The organism is Streptomyces sp. NPDC052079 (genome assembly GCF_040680275.1).
Classification (GTDB): Bacteria; Actinomycetota; Actinomycetes; order Streptomycetales; family Streptomycetaceae; genus Streptomyces.
The window spans coordinates 216,370-233,343 of record NZ_JBFAWL010000001.1 but is presented as its reverse complement, the minus strand read 5'-3'; the positions used below and the strand labels follow the sequence as shown (position 1 = coordinate 233,343).

General features: G+C 71.2%; 19 protein-coding genes. 14 read left to right on the top strand and 5 right to left on the bottom strand.

What is annotated here, in order from left to right:
• Positions 1 to 998: 998 nt before the first annotated feature.
• Positions 999 to 1,610, bottom strand: a complete 612-nt coding sequence (locus tag AB0L56_RS01250; RefSeq protein WP_003948568.1) for a response regulator transcription factor — start codon at positions 1,608 to 1,610, stop codon at positions 999 to 1,001.
• A gap of 378 nt (positions 1,611 to 1,988) precedes the next feature.
• Between AB0L56_RS01250 and AB0L56_RS01245 the strand changes: the two genes are divergently transcribed.
• Entirely contained in the window at positions 1,989 to 2,321 is a 333-nt protein-coding gene (locus AB0L56_RS01245) for a WhiB family transcriptional regulator (protein WP_361021419.1), read from the top strand.
• Positions 2,322 to 2,388: 67 nt separating this feature from the next.
• On the opposite strand, the gene AB0L56_RS01240 is transcribed toward AB0L56_RS01245, so the two are convergent.
• Entirely contained in the window at positions 2,389 to 3,285 is an 897-nt protein-coding gene (locus tag AB0L56_RS01240; protein ID WP_361021416.1) for a LysR family transcriptional regulator, read from the bottom strand.
• Between the two features lie 80 nt (positions 3,286 to 3,365).
• Here AB0L56_RS01240 and AB0L56_RS01235 point away from each other — a divergent pair, with 80 nt between their 5' ends.
• The 4 genes from AB0L56_RS01235 (at position 3,366) to AB0L56_RS01220 (ending at position 6,221) form a co-directional block, all read left to right on the top strand.
• The gene (locus tag AB0L56_RS01235) at positions 3,366 to 4,046 is read left to right on the top strand and encodes an MOSC domain-containing protein (protein WP_365417597.1); all 681 of its coding nucleotides are present in this window, start codon (positions 3,366 to 3,368) and stop codon (positions 4,044 to 4,046) included.
• Positions 4,047 to 4,151: 105 nt separating this feature from the next.
• Entirely contained in the window at positions 4,152 to 4,625 is a 474-nt protein-coding gene (locus tag AB0L56_RS01230) for a multicopper oxidase domain-containing protein (protein ID WP_365417594.1), read from the top strand.
• 13 nt (positions 4,626 to 4,638) lie between these two features.
• Positions 4,639 to 5,412: an SDR family oxidoreductase gene (locus AB0L56_RS01225; protein WP_361021408.1), complete on the top strand. Its 774-nt coding sequence runs from the start codon at positions 4,639 to 4,641 to the stop codon at positions 5,410 to 5,412.
• 101 nt (positions 5,413 to 5,513) lie between these two features.
• Positions 5,514 to 6,221, top strand: a complete 708-nt coding sequence (locus tag AB0L56_RS01220; protein WP_361021405.1) for an ester cyclase — start codon at positions 5,514 to 5,516, stop codon at positions 6,219 to 6,221.
• A 76-nt stretch (positions 6,222 to 6,297) separates the two neighbouring features.
• On the opposite strand, the gene AB0L56_RS01215 is transcribed toward AB0L56_RS01220, so the two are convergent.
• Positions 6,298 to 6,522 carry a hypothetical protein gene (locus AB0L56_RS01215; RefSeq protein ID WP_361021402.1) on the bottom strand — a complete coding sequence of 75 codons (225 nt, stop codon included), beginning with the start codon at positions 6,520 to 6,522 and terminating at the stop codon, positions 6,298 to 6,300.
• Positions 6,523 to 6,676: 154 nt separating this feature from the next.
• On the opposite strand from AB0L56_RS01215, the gene AB0L56_RS01210 reads away from it, so the two are divergent.
• The 4 genes from AB0L56_RS01210 (at position 6,677) to AB0L56_RS01195 (ending at position 9,130) form a co-directional block, all read left to right on the top strand.
• A complete protein-coding gene (locus tag AB0L56_RS01210; protein ID WP_361021399.1) occupies positions 6,677 to 7,018 on the top strand; it encodes a helix-turn-helix transcriptional regulator in 342 nt (113 codons plus the stop codon).
• Between the two features lie 17 nt (positions 7,019 to 7,035).
• Positions 7,036 to 7,470 carry a hypothetical protein gene (locus AB0L56_RS01205; protein WP_361021396.1) on the top strand — a complete coding sequence of 145 codons (435 nt, stop codon included), beginning with the start codon at positions 7,036 to 7,038 and terminating at the stop codon, positions 7,468 to 7,470.
• A 272-nt stretch (positions 7,471 to 7,742) separates the two neighbouring features.
• A complete protein-coding gene (locus AB0L56_RS01200) occupies positions 7,743 to 8,603 on the top strand; it encodes a helix-turn-helix transcriptional regulator (protein WP_365417589.1) in 861 nt (286 codons plus the stop codon).
• Between the two features lie 56 nt (positions 8,604 to 8,659).
• Positions 8,660 to 9,130 carry a hypothetical protein gene (locus AB0L56_RS01195; RefSeq protein WP_365417586.1) on the top strand — a complete coding sequence of 157 codons (471 nt, stop codon included), beginning with the start codon at positions 8,660 to 8,662 and terminating at the stop codon, positions 9,128 to 9,130.
• A gap of 267 nt (positions 9,131 to 9,397) precedes the next feature.
• On the opposite strand, the gene AB0L56_RS01190 is transcribed toward AB0L56_RS01195, so the two are convergent.
• Positions 9,398 to 9,778, bottom strand: coding sequence for a DUF397 domain-containing protein (locus tag AB0L56_RS01190; RefSeq protein ID WP_361021387.1), 381 nt, complete (start codon positions 9,776 to 9,778; stop codon positions 9,398 to 9,400).
• Positions 9,779 to 9,893: 115 nt separating this feature from the next.
• Complete coding sequence (locus tag AB0L56_RS01185; RefSeq protein ID WP_361021384.1) at positions 9,894 to 10,169, bottom strand: hypothetical protein; 276 nt, start codon at positions 10,167 to 10,169, stop codon at positions 9,894 to 9,896.
• Positions 10,170 to 10,456: 287 nt separating this feature from the next.
• Between AB0L56_RS01185 and AB0L56_RS01180 the strand changes: the two genes are divergently transcribed.
• From AB0L56_RS01180 to AB0L56_RS01160, 5 genes are all read left to right on the top strand, one after another.
• Positions 10,457 to 11,896, top strand: a complete 1,440-nt coding sequence (locus tag AB0L56_RS01180; RefSeq protein WP_365417583.1) for a hypothetical protein — start codon at positions 10,457 to 10,459, stop codon at positions 11,894 to 11,896.
• Positions 11,893 to 13,056, top strand: a complete 1,164-nt coding sequence (locus AB0L56_RS01175) for a hypothetical protein (protein ID WP_365417581.1) — start codon at positions 11,893 to 11,895, stop codon at positions 13,054 to 13,056. Before AB0L56_RS01180 ends, AB0L56_RS01175 begins: the two co-directional genes overlap by 4 nt.
• A 190-nt stretch (positions 13,057 to 13,246) precedes the next feature.
• Positions 13,247 to 13,714 (top strand): DUF3293 domain-containing protein, encoded by a 468-nt coding sequence (locus tag AB0L56_RS01170; RefSeq protein WP_365417578.1) that lies wholly within the window; start codon positions 13,247 to 13,249, stop codon positions 13,712 to 13,714.
• Between the two features lie 14 nt (positions 13,715 to 13,728).
• On the top strand, positions 13,729 to 13,938 hold the full coding sequence (locus AB0L56_RS01165) for a hypothetical protein (RefSeq protein ID WP_361021372.1): 210 nt from the start codon (positions 13,729 to 13,731) through the stop codon (positions 13,936 to 13,938).
• A gap of 121 nt (positions 13,939 to 14,059) precedes the next feature.
• Entirely contained in the window at positions 14,060 to 16,762 is a 2,703-nt protein-coding gene (locus tag AB0L56_RS01160) for an NB-ARC domain-containing protein (protein WP_365417574.1), read from the top strand.
• Positions 16,763 to 16,974 lie beyond the last annotated feature (212 nt).

Below are 16,974 nucleotides of genomic sequence, written 5' to 3'. Positions count from 1 at the left end.
CCGGCCACCGGAGACGCCCTGGTGGACCGGGTTTTCGGGGTGGTTGCCTGCGGAGTGCGCGGCCGTTCTGGGGACCTGTGCCGCGGAGTGCGATGCCGCCGGGGCCCTGTCCCGCGGAACATACGGCCGCCCGGGGGCCCTGTCCCGCGGAGCACCCCGGCCGCCCGGGGGCCTCTGTCCCGCGGAGTACGCCGCCTTCCCCGGGGCATGTCCCGCGGAGCACGCCGCCGCCCCGGAGACCCGTCCCGCGGAGTACGCGGCCGCCCCGGGGCATGTCGTACGCCCTCGTCGGCCCGGCGTCCGGCCGCACGGGGCGGCACGACACGCGGGCCCGGGCCACCGGTACGGCACCGCGCGGGATGCCTGTCCACCGCCTTCGGCTCCCCCGCGTGACGGACCGCAGCCTTGCGCTCCCCCGCGCGAGGGTCCACCGCCTTCAATTCCCCCGCGCGACGGACCGTCGCCTTGGGCTCCCTCCCGTGAGGGACCGCCGCATTCTGGCTCCCCGCGCGAGGACCCGCCGCCTTCGGCTCCCCCGCGCGAAGGCAGATGCCGTACGGCGACACACGTATGCGCGAAGCTGCCCCGGGTAGCGTCATGAGCGCGTGGCACCGGCACGCCACGGGCGCCGTGGCCAGCTGGCACCCAAACGCCTTGCCTTGCGCCGGGAGCAGCCCGGCCGCCGTGTCGCCTGATGGGCGGGACATCCGCACACCCGCGCGGTGGCGGCGCCCACATGGCCGACGGGCAACCGCAGCACTCCAGCGTGCGGACGCCCCCGCATGGCATCCGCACCCGCATCGACGTGCACAGCGCGGTACGCAGCCGCATCGGGGCGCGCCGCGCGGAGCACACCCGCGTCACCGCGTGCCCGTGGCCCCCACGCGCTCCCGGCGCCGCCCGTGCCCGCATCCGGGGCGGGGGCGTCCGTGTGTCCCCGTTCGCCGGGCTGCGCTCGGTGCCGCGCACCGCATCCGGCCCGGCCCGAAGGGCGGGCCCTAGCGCACGAGGCCCCACCGGAACCCGAGCGCCACCGCGTGGGCCCGGTCCGAGGCACCGAGCTTTTTGAAGAGCCGGCGCGCGTGGGTCTTGACGGTGTCCTCGGAGAGGAAGAGCTCGCGGCCGATCTCGGCGTTGGAGCGGCCGTGACTCATGCCTTCGAGCACCTGGATCTCACGCGCGGTGAGCGTGGGCGCGGCGCCCATCTCTGCCGAGCGCAGCCGGCGCGGGGCGAGCCGCCAGGTCGGGTCGGCAAGCGCCTGCGTCACCGTGGCGCGCAGCTCCGCGCGGGAGGCGTCCTTGTGCAGGTAGCCACGCGCACCCGCGGCCACCGCGAGCGCCACACCGTCGAGGTCCTCGGCGACGGTGAGCATGATGATGCGCGCTCCCGGGTCGGCGGACAGCAGACGCCGGACCGTCTCGACGCCGCCCAGACCGGGCATGCGTACGTCCATCAGAATCAGATCCGAGCGGTCGGCACCCCAGCGGCGGAGGACTTCCTCGCCGTTGGCCGCCGTCGTCACGCGCTCGACACCGGGCACGGTCGCGACCGCGCGGCGGAGCGCCTCTCGGGCAAGCGGGGAGTCGTCGCAGACGAGGACGGAAGTCATGGCCGCCCTCCGCAGCTGATGCGCGTCACCTTGAGCCTCCAGGCTGGTACGAAATCGTCACCTGTGCGGTCGACCGTCTCGGACGCCCGCCCGAGCGCTTGTTCTTTCAACCGCCTCGCACTCTCAACGACGGTCACTCGAAAGAGTTACGGGGCCGTCTGCCATCTTCGGCACTCTACGTGAGGAGGCGTTCACGGTGCAGACATGCGCGGCGGACCCTCGGACTTTCGCCACCACTCATGCCCCATTTAGACCCATTTCTTCCCCTTTGATGGTGTCCGGAGCTAGATTCGCAATGAGTCATATTTTCATCTCCTTGGATCGTACTTGTACGGTCTGGACACGGATCCGCCCAGAACGGCTACAAGGGGTCACGCAATGGCAGATTTCTCCCGCCTTCCCGGACCGAACGCGGACCTGTGGGACTGGCAGCTCCTGGCTGCCTGCCGCGGGGTGGACAGCTCGCTCTTCTTCCACCCGGAGGGCGAGCGTGGTGCGGCTCGAAGCGCACGCGAGAACTCGGCCAAAGAGGTCTGCATGAGGTGCCCGGTGCGCGCCGAGTGCGCCGCGCACGCGCTGGCGGTTCGTGAGCCGTACGGCGTGTGGGGCGGCCTGACCGAGGACGAGCGCGAAGAGCTGATGGGGCGGGCGCGCAACCGGCTGGTGTCGGCGTCGGCCGGCAACGGACACGCCAGCGCCCCCAACAACTGAAGGAACGTTTCTCCAGAAAACAATCGGGCACGCACGCGTGCCCTTGTTTTGTTGCCGTGCCGCGTTGTCACCGTGCCGCAGCGGCCGCCAGCTTCTCCAGCGTCGCGGTGACGGCGGGCACGTGAGCGAGGTCCGGCAGGGTGAGCGCGACGATCTCCCTCCGCACGGCCGGCTCCAGCGCCACGGTGCGCACGCCCCGGGGCCGTACGGACTCGATGGCCAGCTGAGGCAGGACCGCGACCCCGAGCCCCGCGCCCACCAGTCCGGCGACCGCCGGATAGTCGTCGGTCGCGAAGTCGATGCGCGGAGTGAAACCGGCCGCCTCGCACACCTCGACCAACTGCCCCCGGCAGCGCGGGCAGCCGGCGATCCACGGTTCGTCGGCGAGTTCGCCGATGGCGACGGACTCCGCGCGGGCCAGCCGGTGCCGCTCCGGCACAAGGCCCACCAGCCGGTCCGACAGCAACGGCCGTACGACGAGGTCGTCCCACTCCTCGGCGCCCGCCGCCCCCTCGTACCGGAAGGCGAGGGCCACATCGCAGTCGCCCTCGCGCAGCATCTCCACGGAGCGCGGCGGCTCCGCCTCCTCCAGGGACACGCGCGTGCCCGGGTGGGCGTCCCGCAGAGTGGCAAGGGCCGCCGGGACGAGCGTGGAGCTGCCGCTGGGGAAGGAGACGAGCCGGACCCGGCCCGCGCGCAGTCCGGCGATCGCGGCGACCTCCTCCTCGGCCGCGGTGAGTCCGGCGATGATCCCGGCGGCATGCCGCACCAGCGCCTCGCCGGCCTGCGTCAGCCGCATCTCACGGCCGCTGCGGATGAGCAGGGGCGTGCCGACGGAGGCCTCCAGGGCCTTCATCTGCTGGCTGACTGCGGGCTGGGTGCAGCCCAGTTCGCGGGCCGCCGCGGAGAACGAACCGGTGGTGGCCACGGCGCGCAGCACGCGGAGGTGGCGGGCTTCAATCACACGTCAAGAATAAGCGGCCCTTTGATACGGCGTGGAATACCGCATCGACGCTTTGACCCGCATCACTTACCGTGCGACGCATGAACCTTCTGTCGGTGAACATGGGACAGCCCAAACCCGTTCCGTACACGGAACACCGCGACGGTATGACCGGTATCGACAAGCGGCCCGTCGACCGGCCGGTGCGGGTGGCGGCGCCCGGACCGAAGGGGATCGGCGCGAGCGGTCTGGACGGCGACGCCGTGTGCGAGACGCGGCACCACGGCGGAAACGACCAGGCGGTGTACGCCGTGGCCCGCGAGGACCTGGACGAGTGGGAGCGCACGCTGAGGCGCAGGCTGGCGAACGGCTCGTTCGGCGAGAACCTCACCACCTCGGGCATCGACGTGTCCGGCGCCCTGATCGGTGAGCGCTGGGCCGTCGGGCCCGAAGTGGTCCTGGAGATCACCTCGGGGCGCATCCCCTGCCGCACCTTCCAGGGCCACATGGGAGAGAAGGGCTGGGTGAAGCGGTTCACGGAGCGCGGTGCCCCGGGCGCGTACCTGCGAGTGATCCGGCCCGGTGAGATACGGGCGGGCGACCCGGTGCGGATCCTGCACCGGCCGAACCACGACGTGACGGTCGCGCTGCAGTTCCGGGCGGTGACGACCGAGCGGACGCTGCTGCCCCGGCTGCCGGCGGCGGGCGAGGCACTGCATCCGGAGGTGCTGGCGAAGGCGCGGGCGTACGTGGAGAAGTACGGGGCGGGAACAAGGTCCTGACGAGCTATCAGCCTGTTCGCGGCGGCTCCTAGGGGGAGAACCCGGACTCCGGGCGGGGATCGGCTCGGGGTCTGGTCAGGGCCGTTCCCCGATGTCCGGCGCGTCATGATCCAGGATGCTCAAGGCATGTCTCACCACACGTCTCGCAGCACAGCATCGTCCCTCCGAGCTCGTCGAGCCGCAGCTGCCGAACGAGGAAGAGGCCGTGCGCGGACGGCACTTCCACCTGAAGCGGTCGGGGTCAACGGCCGGTCGATGGAGATGGAGCGCATCGACGAGACCGTCACGATGAAGCTGGCGCTGCGCTTCACGGGACCAGCCGATCCGGATACGCCGTACATGTACCACTGCCATCTGCTGTACCACGGGGACGAAGGGATGATGGGTCAGTTCGTGGTGGTCGACAAGGGCCAGTCGGCCGGGACACCCCCCGGCACACGCGGGTCATGCGGGCTATACGGCCTATGGACGCGGGCAGGGAGACGACTGAACCGGCCGGTCCGCGATCCGTCCGACGGGAGCGGGGTCGCGGATCCGGCGGGAGCGAGACCACTGAGCGGACGGCTCCGCTCCGGGTAACTACTCTTGCGCCATGACAACGGCTCTGATTACGGGATCGACGGCTGGGATCGGTGCCGCGTTCGCGCGGCGGCTGGCGGCCGACGGACACGACCTGGTGCTGGTGGCCCGCAACACCGGCCGACTGCGGGAACAGGCGACCGAGTTGCACGACCGCCACGGCATCGAGGCGGAGGTGCTGACGGCCGACCTGGCGGAGGACAAGGGCATCGAGGCGGTGGCCGAGCGTCTCGGCGACCGCAGGAACCCCGTCGACCTGCTGATCAACAACGCCGGTTTCGGTCACAAGGGCCGCTACCTCGAGGTCCCCGTGTCCGATGAGCTGATGATGCTCAAGGTGCACTGCGAGGCGGTGCTTCGGCTGACGTCGGCGGCGGTGGAGGCGATGAAGGAGCGCGGGCGCGGAGGTGTCGTCAACGTCGCCTCGACCGCCGCGTTCGTACCACGCGGGACGTACGGGGCGTCGAAGGCGTGGGTCGTGCAGTTCACCCAGGGCGCGGCCGTGGACCTCGCCGGCCATGGCGTCCGTCTGATGGCGCTGTGCCCCGGCTTCGTTCGCACCGAGTTCCACGAGCGGGCGGGGATGGGCACGGACAACATCCCCAACTGGATGTGGCTGGACGCGGACAACGTCGCCTCGGCAGCCCTTGCGGACCTGGCCCGGGGCAAGTCGCTGTCGATTCCCGACCCCCGGTACAAGGCGCTGATGGGGGCGGCGAAGCTGATCCCGCGCGGGCTGCTGGGCGGGCTCTCGTCGCGGACGGGGCGGAAGTACGGACCGCGATAGCCCGGCGCGGACGGGCACAGCGGGACGGGGCCCGCTCCCCGGAGGAAAATGGGTGCTGACAGGACCGAACCCGGACCCAGGGGGCACCGGAGGCGAGCGTCATGACCTTCGTACAGCTCATCGACTGCAGGACGAACCAGTTCGAGGAGATGGACCGGCTCATGGACCAGTGGGTCGAGCAGACCCAGGGGAAGCGGACGGCCACGCACGCAATGGTCGGCAAGGACCACTCGGACCCGGGGCACGTCGTCGAGATCGTGGAGTTCCCGTCGTACGAGGAGGCGATGCAGAACTCGCAGCTTCCCGAGACCAACCAGATCTTCCGGGAGATGGTGGATCTCTGTGACGGGATGCCCACGTTCACGGATCTGGAGGTGGTGCGGGACGCGCAGCTGAACACGGACTCCGCGCGGCGGTTCTTCGAGGTGCTGGACAGCGGGAGCGACCTGTCGGCGCTGACCGGCCTGGTCGAGGAGCACTATCACGACCACGATCCGGCGGACGAGCAGGACGTCATCGGCCTCGACCACTTCCGGCGGAAGGTGGACGTGTGGCGCGGCGGCTTCGACTTCTCGTTCCGGATCGAGGACCAGATCGCCCAGGGGGACCGCGTGTGCACGCGGTGGAGCTGGGAGGGGGTCCACAAGGGTGACTTCCTCGGGATCCCGGCCACCGGGAAGAAGGTCACCATGACGGGCACGGCCATCCTCCGCTTCGGCGGGAAGGGAAAGATCGTCGAGGGCTGGTGGCAGTACGACCGGCTCGGGCTGATGGTGCAGCTGGGGGCGGTGGAACCGACGGAGATGTGAGTGTCCACGACACGAGGCCCCCGCCGATGACGGAGGCCTCGTGATGCGGCTCGGGGGGACGGTCGGTGCCGTCACGTCAGGGCAGCGGCGGCTGTTCCCACTGGAAGTAGCCCCAGCCGCCCACGGCGGCGATCAGCCACAGCAGCAGCACCAGGGAGATCCGGAGCTGCAGGTACCGGCCCGCCTTGACGTCCAGCCCCGCCCGGTCGAGCCGGAAGTCCCAGGCGGGCGTCCGCTGCGCGGAGCCACCACACGTCTCGCACCCGTCGGCGCCCATCCCCTCGCGTTCCTGCGCGGCCATGTCGCACACCGTCCTTTCGTCGCGTCCCACCGGGACCCTACTACAACTCTACCTAGGTAGAAAACAACCTAACTAGATCAGCGAGAAGCGCAGGCGACAGAACGTTTCCGTAAGGGCGACATAAGTCATAGACAAGTTAGGTAGAGTTAGAGGTATGAGTGGATTCCGAATGACCAAGCAGACCGAGCTGGTCCTCAGGGAGCTGCTCCAGAACCCGACGCGAGCCCATTACGGGCTGGCGATCGGCCAGGCGGTGGACCTGCAGAGCGGGACCATCCAGCCCATCCTGGCCAGGCTCGAACGAGCGGGGATACTGGAGAGCTTCTGGGAGGACCCCGACGAGCACGCCGCCAGCATCCCGCCCCGACCCCGGCGCCGTTACTACCAGTTCACCACGGACGGCGCGCAGCAGGCCCGTACGGCCCTGGCCCTGGCCACGGCCAAGAGAAGGAAGCCGGCGAAGCCCGGAACGGCCCTCAAACCCGCCACGGACTGAACGGACTCTGCACAGTGATGGTCACCGCTCTCGCCATTGCGGTTCTGTCCGTCTCGGCGACCCTGCTCCTGCTCCTCACGCTGCTCCTGGCAGGACGCGGCAGAAAGTCCACAGCACAAGCGATCAAGCTGCTCCCCGAACCGCTGGACGCGTTCCTGGGCCGGGTGGGCAGGCGGCTCGTCTCCCTGTGGGGGGCCTGGCGCAAGGAAAGTCGGCACGAGAGGCGGTCCGCGGCCGCCCACAGGGACAACCAGGTGGGCGCCAGGCTGCGCTTCATCAGCCTCCTCCTCCCCGCCGACGAGAAATGGCGCCTCGAGGAGATGATGAATCACCGCAACGAACTGCGGGAGGGGGGCAGACGCCTGCCCCCCTTCCACTACCTGGCCACTTTCGCGGGAGTGTGCAGGATGCGCTGGGAGGCATGGGCGCATCCCAGGCGACGGATCGACTGAGAGAGGACCGGCCGTCGCGCGGAGGAAGTGTGGCCACTTGGGCCCCCACGACCGTGGGGGCCCTTCACCTTGCCGCGCCGCCACGGGCCTTCAGATTGCCGCGCCGCCAGCCCGGGGCAACTACCGCGGGACGCCCGGCGCCCGGGCGACCATGCACATGTCATTCTGCTATGAGCCAACAGGTATAGGCTTAGTGGAATAAGCAGATGGGTGACAGCGTTCCGCGCATAGCGGTCATCGTTCCGGGTACGCGCACGACGGAAGGAGCGGCGATGACACCCCTTGTTGACCCCAGCCTCAACAGGCGCAAGCTGCGTATCGCGCTGCGCAGAGCCCGGGAGGACGCCGGCCTCACACAGCGGAAGGCCGCGGAGCGCTTGGAGTGGTCCCTGTCCAAACTGGTCCGGGTGGAGAACGGCACGGTGAGCGTCTCCGTGACCGACCTACGCGCTCTGACCCACCTCTACGGCATCACCGACCCCGCCGCGGTCGAGGAACTGGAGACCGCGGCCCGCGGAAGCAAGGGGCCCAGCTGGTGGTCGCGTTTCCATGACGTCGTCACTCCGCAGTTCGCCCAGTACCTGGGCTACGAAACCGCCGCCGTCAGCCTGGCCACGTATCACCCGATCGTGGTGCCGGGCCATCTGCAGACCCGCAGTTATGCGGAAGCGCTCCTGCGTCCCCGTGTCGACGACGCCGATCGGCTCGCGCGCATCGTGGACCTCAGGATGGAGCGCCAGGAGCGGATGTTCGAAGGCCAGGGCCCCCAGGAGACCCTGTTCGTGCTGGACGAGGCCGCCGTCCGGCGCCAGATCGGCGGCGGCGCGGTCATGGCCGGGCAGCTCCGTCAGCTGCTGGACTTCGCCGGCCGGCCCGGTGTGACCGTCCGCGTCCTGCCTTTCGACGCGGGCGCCCACTACAGCACCCTCGGCAGTTTCGTTCTGCTCGGCTTCACCGACGACGAGGACCTGCTGTATCTCGAGTACGCCACCGGCAGCATGACCGGGGGCGAGGACCCCGAGTTGCTGGGGCGCTATCACGAATGTCTGGAACAGATCTCGCGCCTGGCCCTCGGGGTCCCGGAATCGCTCGATCTGATCCGCCGGGTCGAGCAGGACCTGGACCAGGGCTGACCGGTCCAAGTCCCGCGGAACCGACTGCCGGTGGCATGAGCAGGGGGAGGATCGAGGTGACGAGGGCAGCGTGGCGGCGTCTGCGGGAACGGATGTTCGTTTCCGGAAGCAGAAGCCAGGATCGTACGGACTCGGCCGACGAGGAGACCGCAGGAGAGCCGGGCCGGACGGAGGAGCCCGCGCATACGCGCCCCGACTCCATATGCCCGGGATCCCCGGAGTCTCCGGAGTCCAAGGAGTCCCCGGAGTCCGATCACCTGATCGTCGGCTGTCTCGCCGTACTGGCCGCACTGTTCCTGACGAGCGGGGCGTTCCTCGTGATCGCGTTCTTCAACGGGGTCTGGGACTTCTCGCGGCGTGCCGCCGTCTGGGTCGTGGTCAGCGTAGTGTTCGCCACGATCGTCGCCGCGCTCGCCTGGCTGGCCGGAATGGCGTGGCGGCGCCGGAGCCGGAGGAACGGCCCTACCGAGGCGAGCCCGCCCGCGGAACGTACGAAAGACGATCAGAACTCGGTGGGGAAGCCGTGACGGAGTGCCGTCCGCACCACAGGCCCGCGCTCACCGAGACGGCGAGGAGCACGGCCATCCAGAGCACCCGCTTCGCCGGCACGCTCTCCACCAGGAGGGACGCGGCGGCCGCGGTACTCGTGGCGACCGTCCCGACGGCGAGCAGGAGGACGGCGGGAACCGCGACGCCGACGGAGCGCGACCGGCCTTCATCCTCGAATCGCTGCGCTGCAGACTTCTCGATGTCCATAACAGCCACACACTTCCTGCCGTCCGCCCGTAAGGATGTCATTCGTTCCCTGGTTCTTCTCGTACCACGTCACGGAGGAAGCCCATCCAGGCAGGGGCGGTGAAACGCAGCACGGACGCGGCGGGCCGCTTCGAGTCACGCGCGAGGACATGCCCTTCCAGCACGGCCACCTCCACGCACTCCCCCTCGTTGCCGCAGGCGCTGCTTCTCTCCCATAAGGGTCGCCCCTCATGAACCACCGCGGTCTCCCCCCGATACTCCGAGCCGCCCCACACGGTGCCCGTCAAGCGTAGTGGCCCATGGTGCGCTGCCGCAGGCAAGTGCCGAAATCTCTGGCTGCACCTTTGCCGGCGGTGCCCGTTCGGCCACGAAGAGCCACCTCGCGTCCAGGTTAGGGTCGACTCACCCGGGTATGCCATAAGAAAACCGGCCCATCTGGGGTACGCCCGCGCTCCGGAGGAGTTCTCCGCGCCGCCCGCCGCCCTCCCGCGCTACGGCACGGGAGGCGAACGCCGTCGCCCGTGGTGCCCGGCCTCAGCTGAGGGCGTCGTACTCGGCCGGTGGAGCGGCCAGTTCAGGATGCTCGACCACGTACCGGTCGCCGTGGATCGTGAGCATCGCCCAGTGCCAGGCCTCGTCGTGGAAGACGAGGCCGCGATAGGCGCGATCGGCCGGCTCGTACGGGTAGCAGTCCAGGGCTTCCTTCCACGCCTCCGCCGGGGTCAGGCCGCCGTAGCGCCGCATCACCCAGGCGAAGGCACGCCGCTCGGACCGCAGGTACTCGAGGTACTCCGCCTCGCTCCACGTCATGAAGAAACCTCAGGTGCCTCGCCCGGACGGACCGGAAAAGCCGTAAATCCGTCCCCGTCGTCGCGACGGTAGCGCGGGTCCGCCGACCCGGCCCGTCGGGGGACGGCGGGGGCACCGGAGGGCACCCGGGGGGACGTAAGTCGGTGGAGGGCCCGCGCCCCGCCCTGTTACGGTCCAGAGGCCGGCCGCGGGACTCCGGTACGACTTCCGGGACTTGCCTGTAAAGCAATGATTCGCAGCTCGTGCCCCCATTCCCCGGCCGGCGTCCACATCCGGGGGGAACCAGTATGGACACGTACGGGGATCTCGTCGCGGCCGACGACGTCCTGCTCTTCGTCAACGCGGCGATCACGTCGACCGGCCAGCGCGAGTTCCACGGCGGCGCGGACGAGCAGCGGCTCTCCCTGGACTTCCTCCACGCGTACATGCTGGGGAACTACCGCGACCTGTACGCCGGGGTCCTCGCGCTCGACATCAACGACCACAACGCGGTCCTCGTCATCCGGCGGCTGCTGGAAACCGCCGGTGAGGCCACCGCCGACCAGCGCCGCCGCGAGGGCCGCCTGATCGCGTCCCGCCTGGCGACGCTGCCGCCGCAGCGCGTGTACGGGCTGTTCGACGCCCTGCGCCGGGCCGGGGTGAACAACCGCCGGTGCCGGGCGATCATCCGCGACTGGCTGTCCGCCCGTCCGGACCTCACGTTCGACGCCGTGAAGTACCGCGGCGGCCTCAAGCGGGCCCTGCGCCACGCGCATCTGGCCCCCGCCGACAAGGAGCTGGGAGCGTTCCTGTTCGCGCCCGGGACGCGCGCGCACTACACCGCGCCCCTGCTGGGGGCCTGGCGCCGGGCGCACCACGAGCAGGCCGCCCTGTACGAGCTGCCCTACACGGTCGCCGAGGGCTTCGCCGCCCGGCACGGCATCCCCCGGAAGGTGTTCCTGGAGCGCATCGCCCCGCGGCTGACCCGGCTGGAGACCCTGCGGTTGCAGGGCTCCGCGCACCGGCTCGGGGCCACGGGAGTGCGGACGGACCTGGCCGGGATGCCGCTGACCCGGCTGGCGTCCTACGTGCTCTCGCTGCCGGTCGAGGACCGCCTGCGCCGGCGCGAGGAGCTGACCCGTGCCCTGCGGTCGGCCGCCGGCCGGGTGGTCGGCCCCCACCGGGGGAGCTGGGGCGAGGTCACCGCCGTCCTGGACGACAGCTTCTCCGCCTTCGGCTCGGTTCACAAGCGCCGTCGGCCGCTGGCCGTGGCCCTGGCCTGTCATTACTTGCTCGCGGCCCTCGCCGGCCGCTACACCGGGCTGTGGACGTCCGGGCGGACCGACGCGCTGCTGGTCCGCCCGTACGGGCCGACGCCGCTGGGCCGGCGGATCCTCGACGCGCTCGAGACCGCCCCGTCCCGGCTGGTCATCGTCTCCGACGGATGGGACAACGCGCCCCCCGGTCTGGCCGCCGAGGTGCTGCGGGTCTGGCGGACCCGGCTCGACCCCGGGCGCCGCACCAGCGTCGTACACCTCAACCCCGTCTACGACGCGGCCGACTTCAACGTGCGCCGGCTGTCCCCGACGGTGCCCACCGCGGGCATCCGCGACGCCGAGGACCTTCCCGCGCTGGTGGAACTGGCCCAGTTCGCGGAGGGCCGGACCGGGCTGGCCGAACTGACCGCCTACCTGGACGCCCGTGCGGCCCGCATGCTCGGCGGCCACGATCAGGAGCAGACGCGATGACCCCGCCGGATGTGACCGGACTGGACGTGACCGGGCTGGACACCCGCCCCTCCCAGGTCTGGGGCGCCGTCCGCCTGGTCCCGCTGGTGCGCGATGAACCCGTCGAGGACCTCCGCCTGCACGCACGGCCGTACGGCGACACGACGGGCCTGGTCGAGGTCCGCCCGCACCAGGCCTACGTCTCCTACGTCCCGCACGGATTCGTCGCCACCTGGACCGGTGACGGTACGCCGGCCGCCGCCTACGGCACCCACCTCTCCCCCGACGACTCGCCCCCCGCCGCCACGACGGACCTGCGCTTCCACCGCAGAATGGCCCGCCGCGAGAACAAGCAGCGGCTGCGGTTCCTCCCCCTGAACCTGGCGCTGGAGGGCTACCTGTCCCTGCACTTCGGCGGCCCCTCGGTGGCCTGGGAGGAGTGGTCGCAGCACGCGGTCCGCCAGGGGCTCTCCCCCCGCGCCGAGGAGGCGTACCGGGGCGCCGAGGTGCGCGGGCTCGCCGAAGCGCTGCGCGTCTTCGAGATCCACCCCGGCCAGTGCGGCGTACTGCTCTACGTCGCCGACGCGCTCGCGGCCGCGTTCGCGGTCCCGCACCCCGACGACTACCGCGCCCTCCACCCGACCCTCTTGCAGGACCTGTTCGGCGAGCTGATCCACCACTACGCCACGCTGATGCCGCCGGTGCCGGACTTCCGGGCCCGCGTCGACGACACGCGGATCCGCTCCCTGGCCGGGCTGCGCACGGCGGTCGCCGAGCAGGAGGACGCCTGGGCGCGTTTCCACGACACGACCATGGCCGCCGGCCTGCTGCGGCATACGTACACCTGGCGGACGGTCCACCGGATGGGACGCTTCACCCTCTCCCGCTTCCTCCCGGTGTTCCGTCCCAAGGAGGAGAACCACATCGGCGAGGCCATCACCGACGACCGGGGCAGGATCGTCTACCTCAAGACGTTCCGGCTGTCGGAGGGCCAGATCCGCCGCGGCCACCTCCTCGACCGCCTCGCCGCCCACGACTGGCACCTGGCGGACACCGCAGCCCACCTCGGCCTCACCGAGGCCCAGTTGGGCCTACGGCTGCAGTCCGCCGGCTTCGGCCACCTGCTCCGCCAGGACATCCTGGACGGCTACCGCAGCCGGGAGCGCACCCGGTCCGGATGAGCCCGGCCCGCTCGGCGGGTCGTCCACGGTACGACCCCGGCCGCTCGCGTCCTCGAAGGCCACGTCGGTCCTCTTGCTTGAGGGCCCGGATCATGAAATCTTGCGGCCGATGCCTCCATGATCCCGTGGGGGTGAGCACCGATCTCCCTGCACGAGGTGTAAGGGGGTCTTCGTTTCACAGGAGGCCCTTGTGCACGCCACCGGCGCACCCGGCACGCCCCGTAACTGGGATCTCTACCGGACGGCGGTTGTCGACATCCGGTTCGGGAAGCGGACCGTCCGGGTCGAGCCGCGTCCTCGGGGCACGGCCGAGGGTTTCTTCCCGGTAACGGACGGCAGCGGCACCACCGTCCACGTGATCACCGCCTGGAACCCCCGTGGCCGTACCGCGTCGGACGACGCCAATGCCCGGGACCAGCGTCTGCTGCTTGAGGAGGTTCGTCACCGTGGTCTTACCTCGTGGCCCGCGGTGGGTGGCGACGTGTGCGGCACGCATCGGGAGGAGAGCGTCGCCGTCGTCGGACTGAGCGATGCGGCGGCGCGTGCTCTGGGGCGCCGCTTCGGGCAGGACGCGGTGTTCGCCTGGACACCCGGCGCCTGGCGGGTCCTGACGTGCGACACCGACGCGGTGGCGGTCAGCGGATGGGTGTCGGCGTAGGCAGGAGCAGAGCGATGGGCATGTATCCCATGCGTACCCCGGATCACTGTCCGCGCTGCGGCAGGCGTCTCGCCGATCCGCCGGCCGAGCGGGTAGCAGTTGACGGCTTCCCGGCCGAGGTGGCGTACGCGACGGACCCCGTGTGCGGAGCGCGCTGGCACGTGTGGGACAGGACGTCCCCGCTGCGCCGCCTGGCCCGCCCTTATGTGGACGGCACGGGATGAGTGGCGGCTTCCGGCATGCCGCCGCGGTTCTCAGCGAGCACCCACGATCCCCACCGCTGTGCGCGGGCTCGTGATCATGGCATCATCGGCTCGCGGCACATTGGCTTATCGGGGGAACTCCATGGTGGATCAGGTCAGTTCACGTCGCTCGCCGTACTGGGTCACCGGCGCCCTCTGCGGCACCGTGGCCGCGCTCGGCGCGACCGGTGACATCATTTTCGACGTCTTCGACGGGTCGACCGCCGTCGCCGTGGGAAGCGGGACGGCGGCGGTCATCGGTGGCCTCACCTGGTATCACGTGGCGCGCACCCGGGCCGGGGCGGTTGCGCAACCGGCCGCACGCGGCGTGGCGCGGCACGAACTGCCGTCCACCGCACCCTGGGTGGGCCGCCAGACGCTGCTCGACGGCCTGCTCGCCACGCTCCGGGACGTTCCGGCGCCGACGGGCGGGGCCCTGTCCGTCGACCTCTCGCACAGCCAGTCGAAGATCGTCGCCGTCCACGGGGCGCCCGGCACGGGAAAGACGACGCTCGCCCTCAACGCGGCGCACCGGGTCAAGGACGAATACCCCGACGGACAGTTGCACCTCGCGCTGCGGGGTGACGGCGACGAGCCCATGACGAGTAGGGACGCCCTGGAGCAGCTCCTGCTGCGGCTCGATGTCGCGCGCGAGGACATCCCCGCGCGCGTCGCGGACCGGGCCGCGCGTCTGCGGTCGCTGACCAATGACCTCCGGCTGCTGATCATGCTCGACAACGCGCACAGCGCCGAACAGGTACGCCCCCTGCTGCCGGTGGGAGCGGGGTGCGCGGTACTGATCACCAGCCGCAGGGCGCTCTCCGTCGGGGACGTGGCCCGTCCTCCCGTACACGTGTCCCTGCCGAACGAGGACGACGCGCTGAGTGTCCTGGCGCACTGGGCCGGCGAGGACCGCGTCGCCGCCGACCTCGCCGCCGCCCTCCGGATCACGCGGTTCTGCGGCCGGCTTCCCCTGGCCCTGCGCATCGTCGGATCAAAGCTCAGGAACCGGCCGGATCTGACTCTGGCCCAGATGCAGGACCGCCTCGAGAACGAGCAGGACCGGCTGCGGGAGCTCTCCCGTGGCGACAGCTCCCTTGAGGCCTGTCTGGGCTTCAGCCACCGGGAGTTGGAGGAGCCGACGCGGGCGGCCTTCGGTCTGATCGCCTCGTTACCGCCGGGTCGGCTCACCGACTGGCACTTCGCGTCCGTTCTGGAGACCCGCGGAACGGCGGTCGCGGCCTGCGACGATCTGGTCGAAGTCAGTCTGATGGAGGCCCGCGACGACGGGGAAGCGGACCCCGGCTACCGCGTCCACGACCTGATCCGGGTCTACGCGGCCGAGCAGTACGACCGTCTGCCGCCGGACGACCGGCAGCGCCTGGAGGCCCGTCTGGTGCGGGCGTTCCGGGACGCCGTCGTCCACCTCGCCGCACAGCGCGCCCCGGAGCTCGCGGCGGAGGTGTCCGCGGAGCGGGTCGGCGACCTGGGCCGGTCGTCGGCCGCGGCCTGGGTATCGGGCGAGCAGAAGCGGCTGGAGTGGGCCATCGGCCGGGGCCGGAGTCTCGGCATGGACACGGAGGCGGCCGAGATCGGCGAGGCGCTGTCGTACTTCCTCAACGACATCACCCTGCCGTCCGGTGCCGCGGACTGGCTGTTCCGTGCGCCGTCCGGGACCAGGCTGCGGGTACGGCGCAGTCTGCGGCGGGCCCGCGCGACGGCGGCGCTGGCCGAGGGTTCGCCGGATACGGCACTGGCGCTGCTGGTGACCGGCGGCACGGAGGCCGAAGAGGCGCCAGACGCGGCGTGCCGGGCCAGGGACGAGATGGTCGTCGCCGCCGCACACGCGGCGAAGCACGACTTCCGGGACGCCCTGCGGCACATGACCGGGGCGGTGGACCGGTTGCGGACGGCCGGCGACTCCTGGCACGTCCTGAACTCCCTGGAGAGGCTGGGCGAGTTCCAGAGGTGGCGGGGAAAGCCGGAGCTCGCCGAGCGGAGCCAGCGGGAGGCGCTGCGGCTGGCCGAGCAGGCCGGTGACCTCCGGGCGTGCGCCCGGCTGCGGCGGACCCTCGCGGAGACCCTCGGCTACCTGCGCCAGCCGGAGGAGGCAGCGCCGCTGCTGGAATCGGCGATCCACGACTTCCGGGTGCTGAACGACCGCAGGTGGGAGGGGGCCGGTCTCTACGCCCTCGGCAAGATCTACCGTCTCCTCGGCCGCCGCGACGAAGCGCTCGACTGTTACCGGCGGGCGGAGGAGATCTTCGGGCCGATGGGCGAACGGCACTGGGTGGGGCGGGTCACCAACGCCAGGATCCGCGTCCTGGCGGGCCTGGGCGACCTGGAGGCGGCGGGCGAGACGGCCGGGACGGCTCTCGGGATCTTCCAACAGGTCGGCGACGAGATGTGGGTCGCCCACACCCAGCGGGACGTCGGCTGGCTGCACCTGAAGGAGGGCAGGCCCACGAACGCCATCGCACCGCTGAGCCACGCCGTCGAGGTGACCGAACGCGCCGGTGACGCCTACGCCAACGCCATGGCCCGCCATCTGCGCGGGGTCGCCCACCGCGACCTCGGCCACCACGAGGAGGCGCACGCCGACTTCGACGCCGCCCTTGAGGTCTACCGGTCGGGGGACTACGCGTGGAACGAGGCGGCCGTGGTGCACGACGTCGTCCGCGCCCTGCGGGCGCAGGGCCGGTCCGAGGAGGCCGCCGCCCTGGAGACCGACACCGCTGCGGCCAACCCGTTCTTCACGGGGATGCACGGACGGAACGGCGCCGAGGCCGTCCCGGACGAGGACTGACGGCCTTCCGCGCCCACCGGTTCGTGGCGTGGCTCCGCGTCGGCCGGGGGACCGACTCACTCGGGCCCGGGTGCTCCGCCGTTCCGCGGCGGACGGTCGCTCAGTTCTTCAACGGCCGCCGCACGGGTCGCCGTCCGCGGGCACCGGCTCGGTGTCGGCCGCCAGGCAGGAGGAGTACACCCGCGGCGGTGCGGGCCGCGGCTCCGGTTCCG

What these genes read in the sequence shown, in the direction of transcription:
- AB0L56_RS01250 (WP_003948568.1), bottom strand. Translation starts at nt 1,610, where the DNA reads ATGACTTCCGTCCTCGTCTGCGACGACTCCCCGCTTGCCCGAGAGGCG.
- AB0L56_RS01245 (WP_361021419.1), top strand. Translation starts at nt 1,989, where the DNA reads ATGGCAGATTTCTCCCGCCTTCCCGGACCGAACGCGGACCTGTGGGAC.
- AB0L56_RS01235 (WP_365417597.1), top strand. Translation starts at nt 3,366, where the DNA reads ATGAACCTTCTGTCGGTGAACATGGGACAGCCCAAACCCGTTCCGTAC.
- AB0L56_RS01230 (WP_365417594.1), top strand. Translation starts at nt 4,152, where the DNA reads ATGATCCAGGATGCTCAAGGCATGTCTCACCACACGTCTCGCAGCACA.
- AB0L56_RS01225 (WP_361021408.1), top strand. Translation starts at nt 4,639, where the DNA reads ATGACAACGGCTCTGATTACGGGATCGACGGCTGGGATCGGTGCCGCG.
- AB0L56_RS01220 (WP_361021405.1), top strand. Translation starts at nt 5,514, where the DNA reads ATGACCTTCGTACAGCTCATCGACTGCAGGACGAACCAGTTCGAGGAG.
- AB0L56_RS01215 (WP_361021402.1), bottom strand. Translation starts at nt 6,522, where the DNA reads ATGGCCGCGCAGGAACGCGAGGGGATGGGCGCCGACGGGTGCGAGACG.
- AB0L56_RS01210 (WP_361021399.1), top strand. Translation starts at nt 6,677, where the DNA reads ATGAGTGGATTCCGAATGACCAAGCAGACCGAGCTGGTCCTCAGGGAG.
- AB0L56_RS01205 (WP_361021396.1), top strand. Translation starts at nt 7,036, where the DNA reads ATGGTCACCGCTCTCGCCATTGCGGTTCTGTCCGTCTCGGCGACCCTG.
- AB0L56_RS01200 (WP_365417589.1), top strand. Translation starts at nt 7,743, where the DNA reads ATGACACCCCTTGTTGACCCCAGCCTCAACAGGCGCAAGCTGCGTATC.
- AB0L56_RS01190 (WP_361021387.1), bottom strand. Translation starts at nt 9,778, where the DNA reads ATGGCATACCCGGGTGAGTCGACCCTAACCTGGACGCGAGGTGGCTCT.
- AB0L56_RS01185 (WP_361021384.1), bottom strand. Translation starts at nt 10,169, where the DNA reads ATGACGTGGAGCGAGGCGGAGTACCTCGAGTACCTGCGGTCCGAGCGG.
- AB0L56_RS01180 (WP_365417583.1), top strand. Translation starts at nt 10,457, where the DNA reads ATGGACACGTACGGGGATCTCGTCGCGGCCGACGACGTCCTGCTCTTC.
- AB0L56_RS01175 (WP_365417581.1), top strand. Translation starts at nt 11,893, where the DNA reads ATGACCCCGCCGGATGTGACCGGACTGGACGTGACCGGGCTGGACACC.
- AB0L56_RS01165 (WP_361021372.1), top strand. Translation starts at nt 13,729, where the DNA reads ATGGGCATGTATCCCATGCGTACCCCGGATCACTGTCCGCGCTGCGGC.
- AB0L56_RS01160 (WP_365417574.1), top strand. Translation starts at nt 14,060, where the DNA reads ATGGTGGATCAGGTCAGTTCACGTCGCTCGCCGTACTGGGTCACCGGC.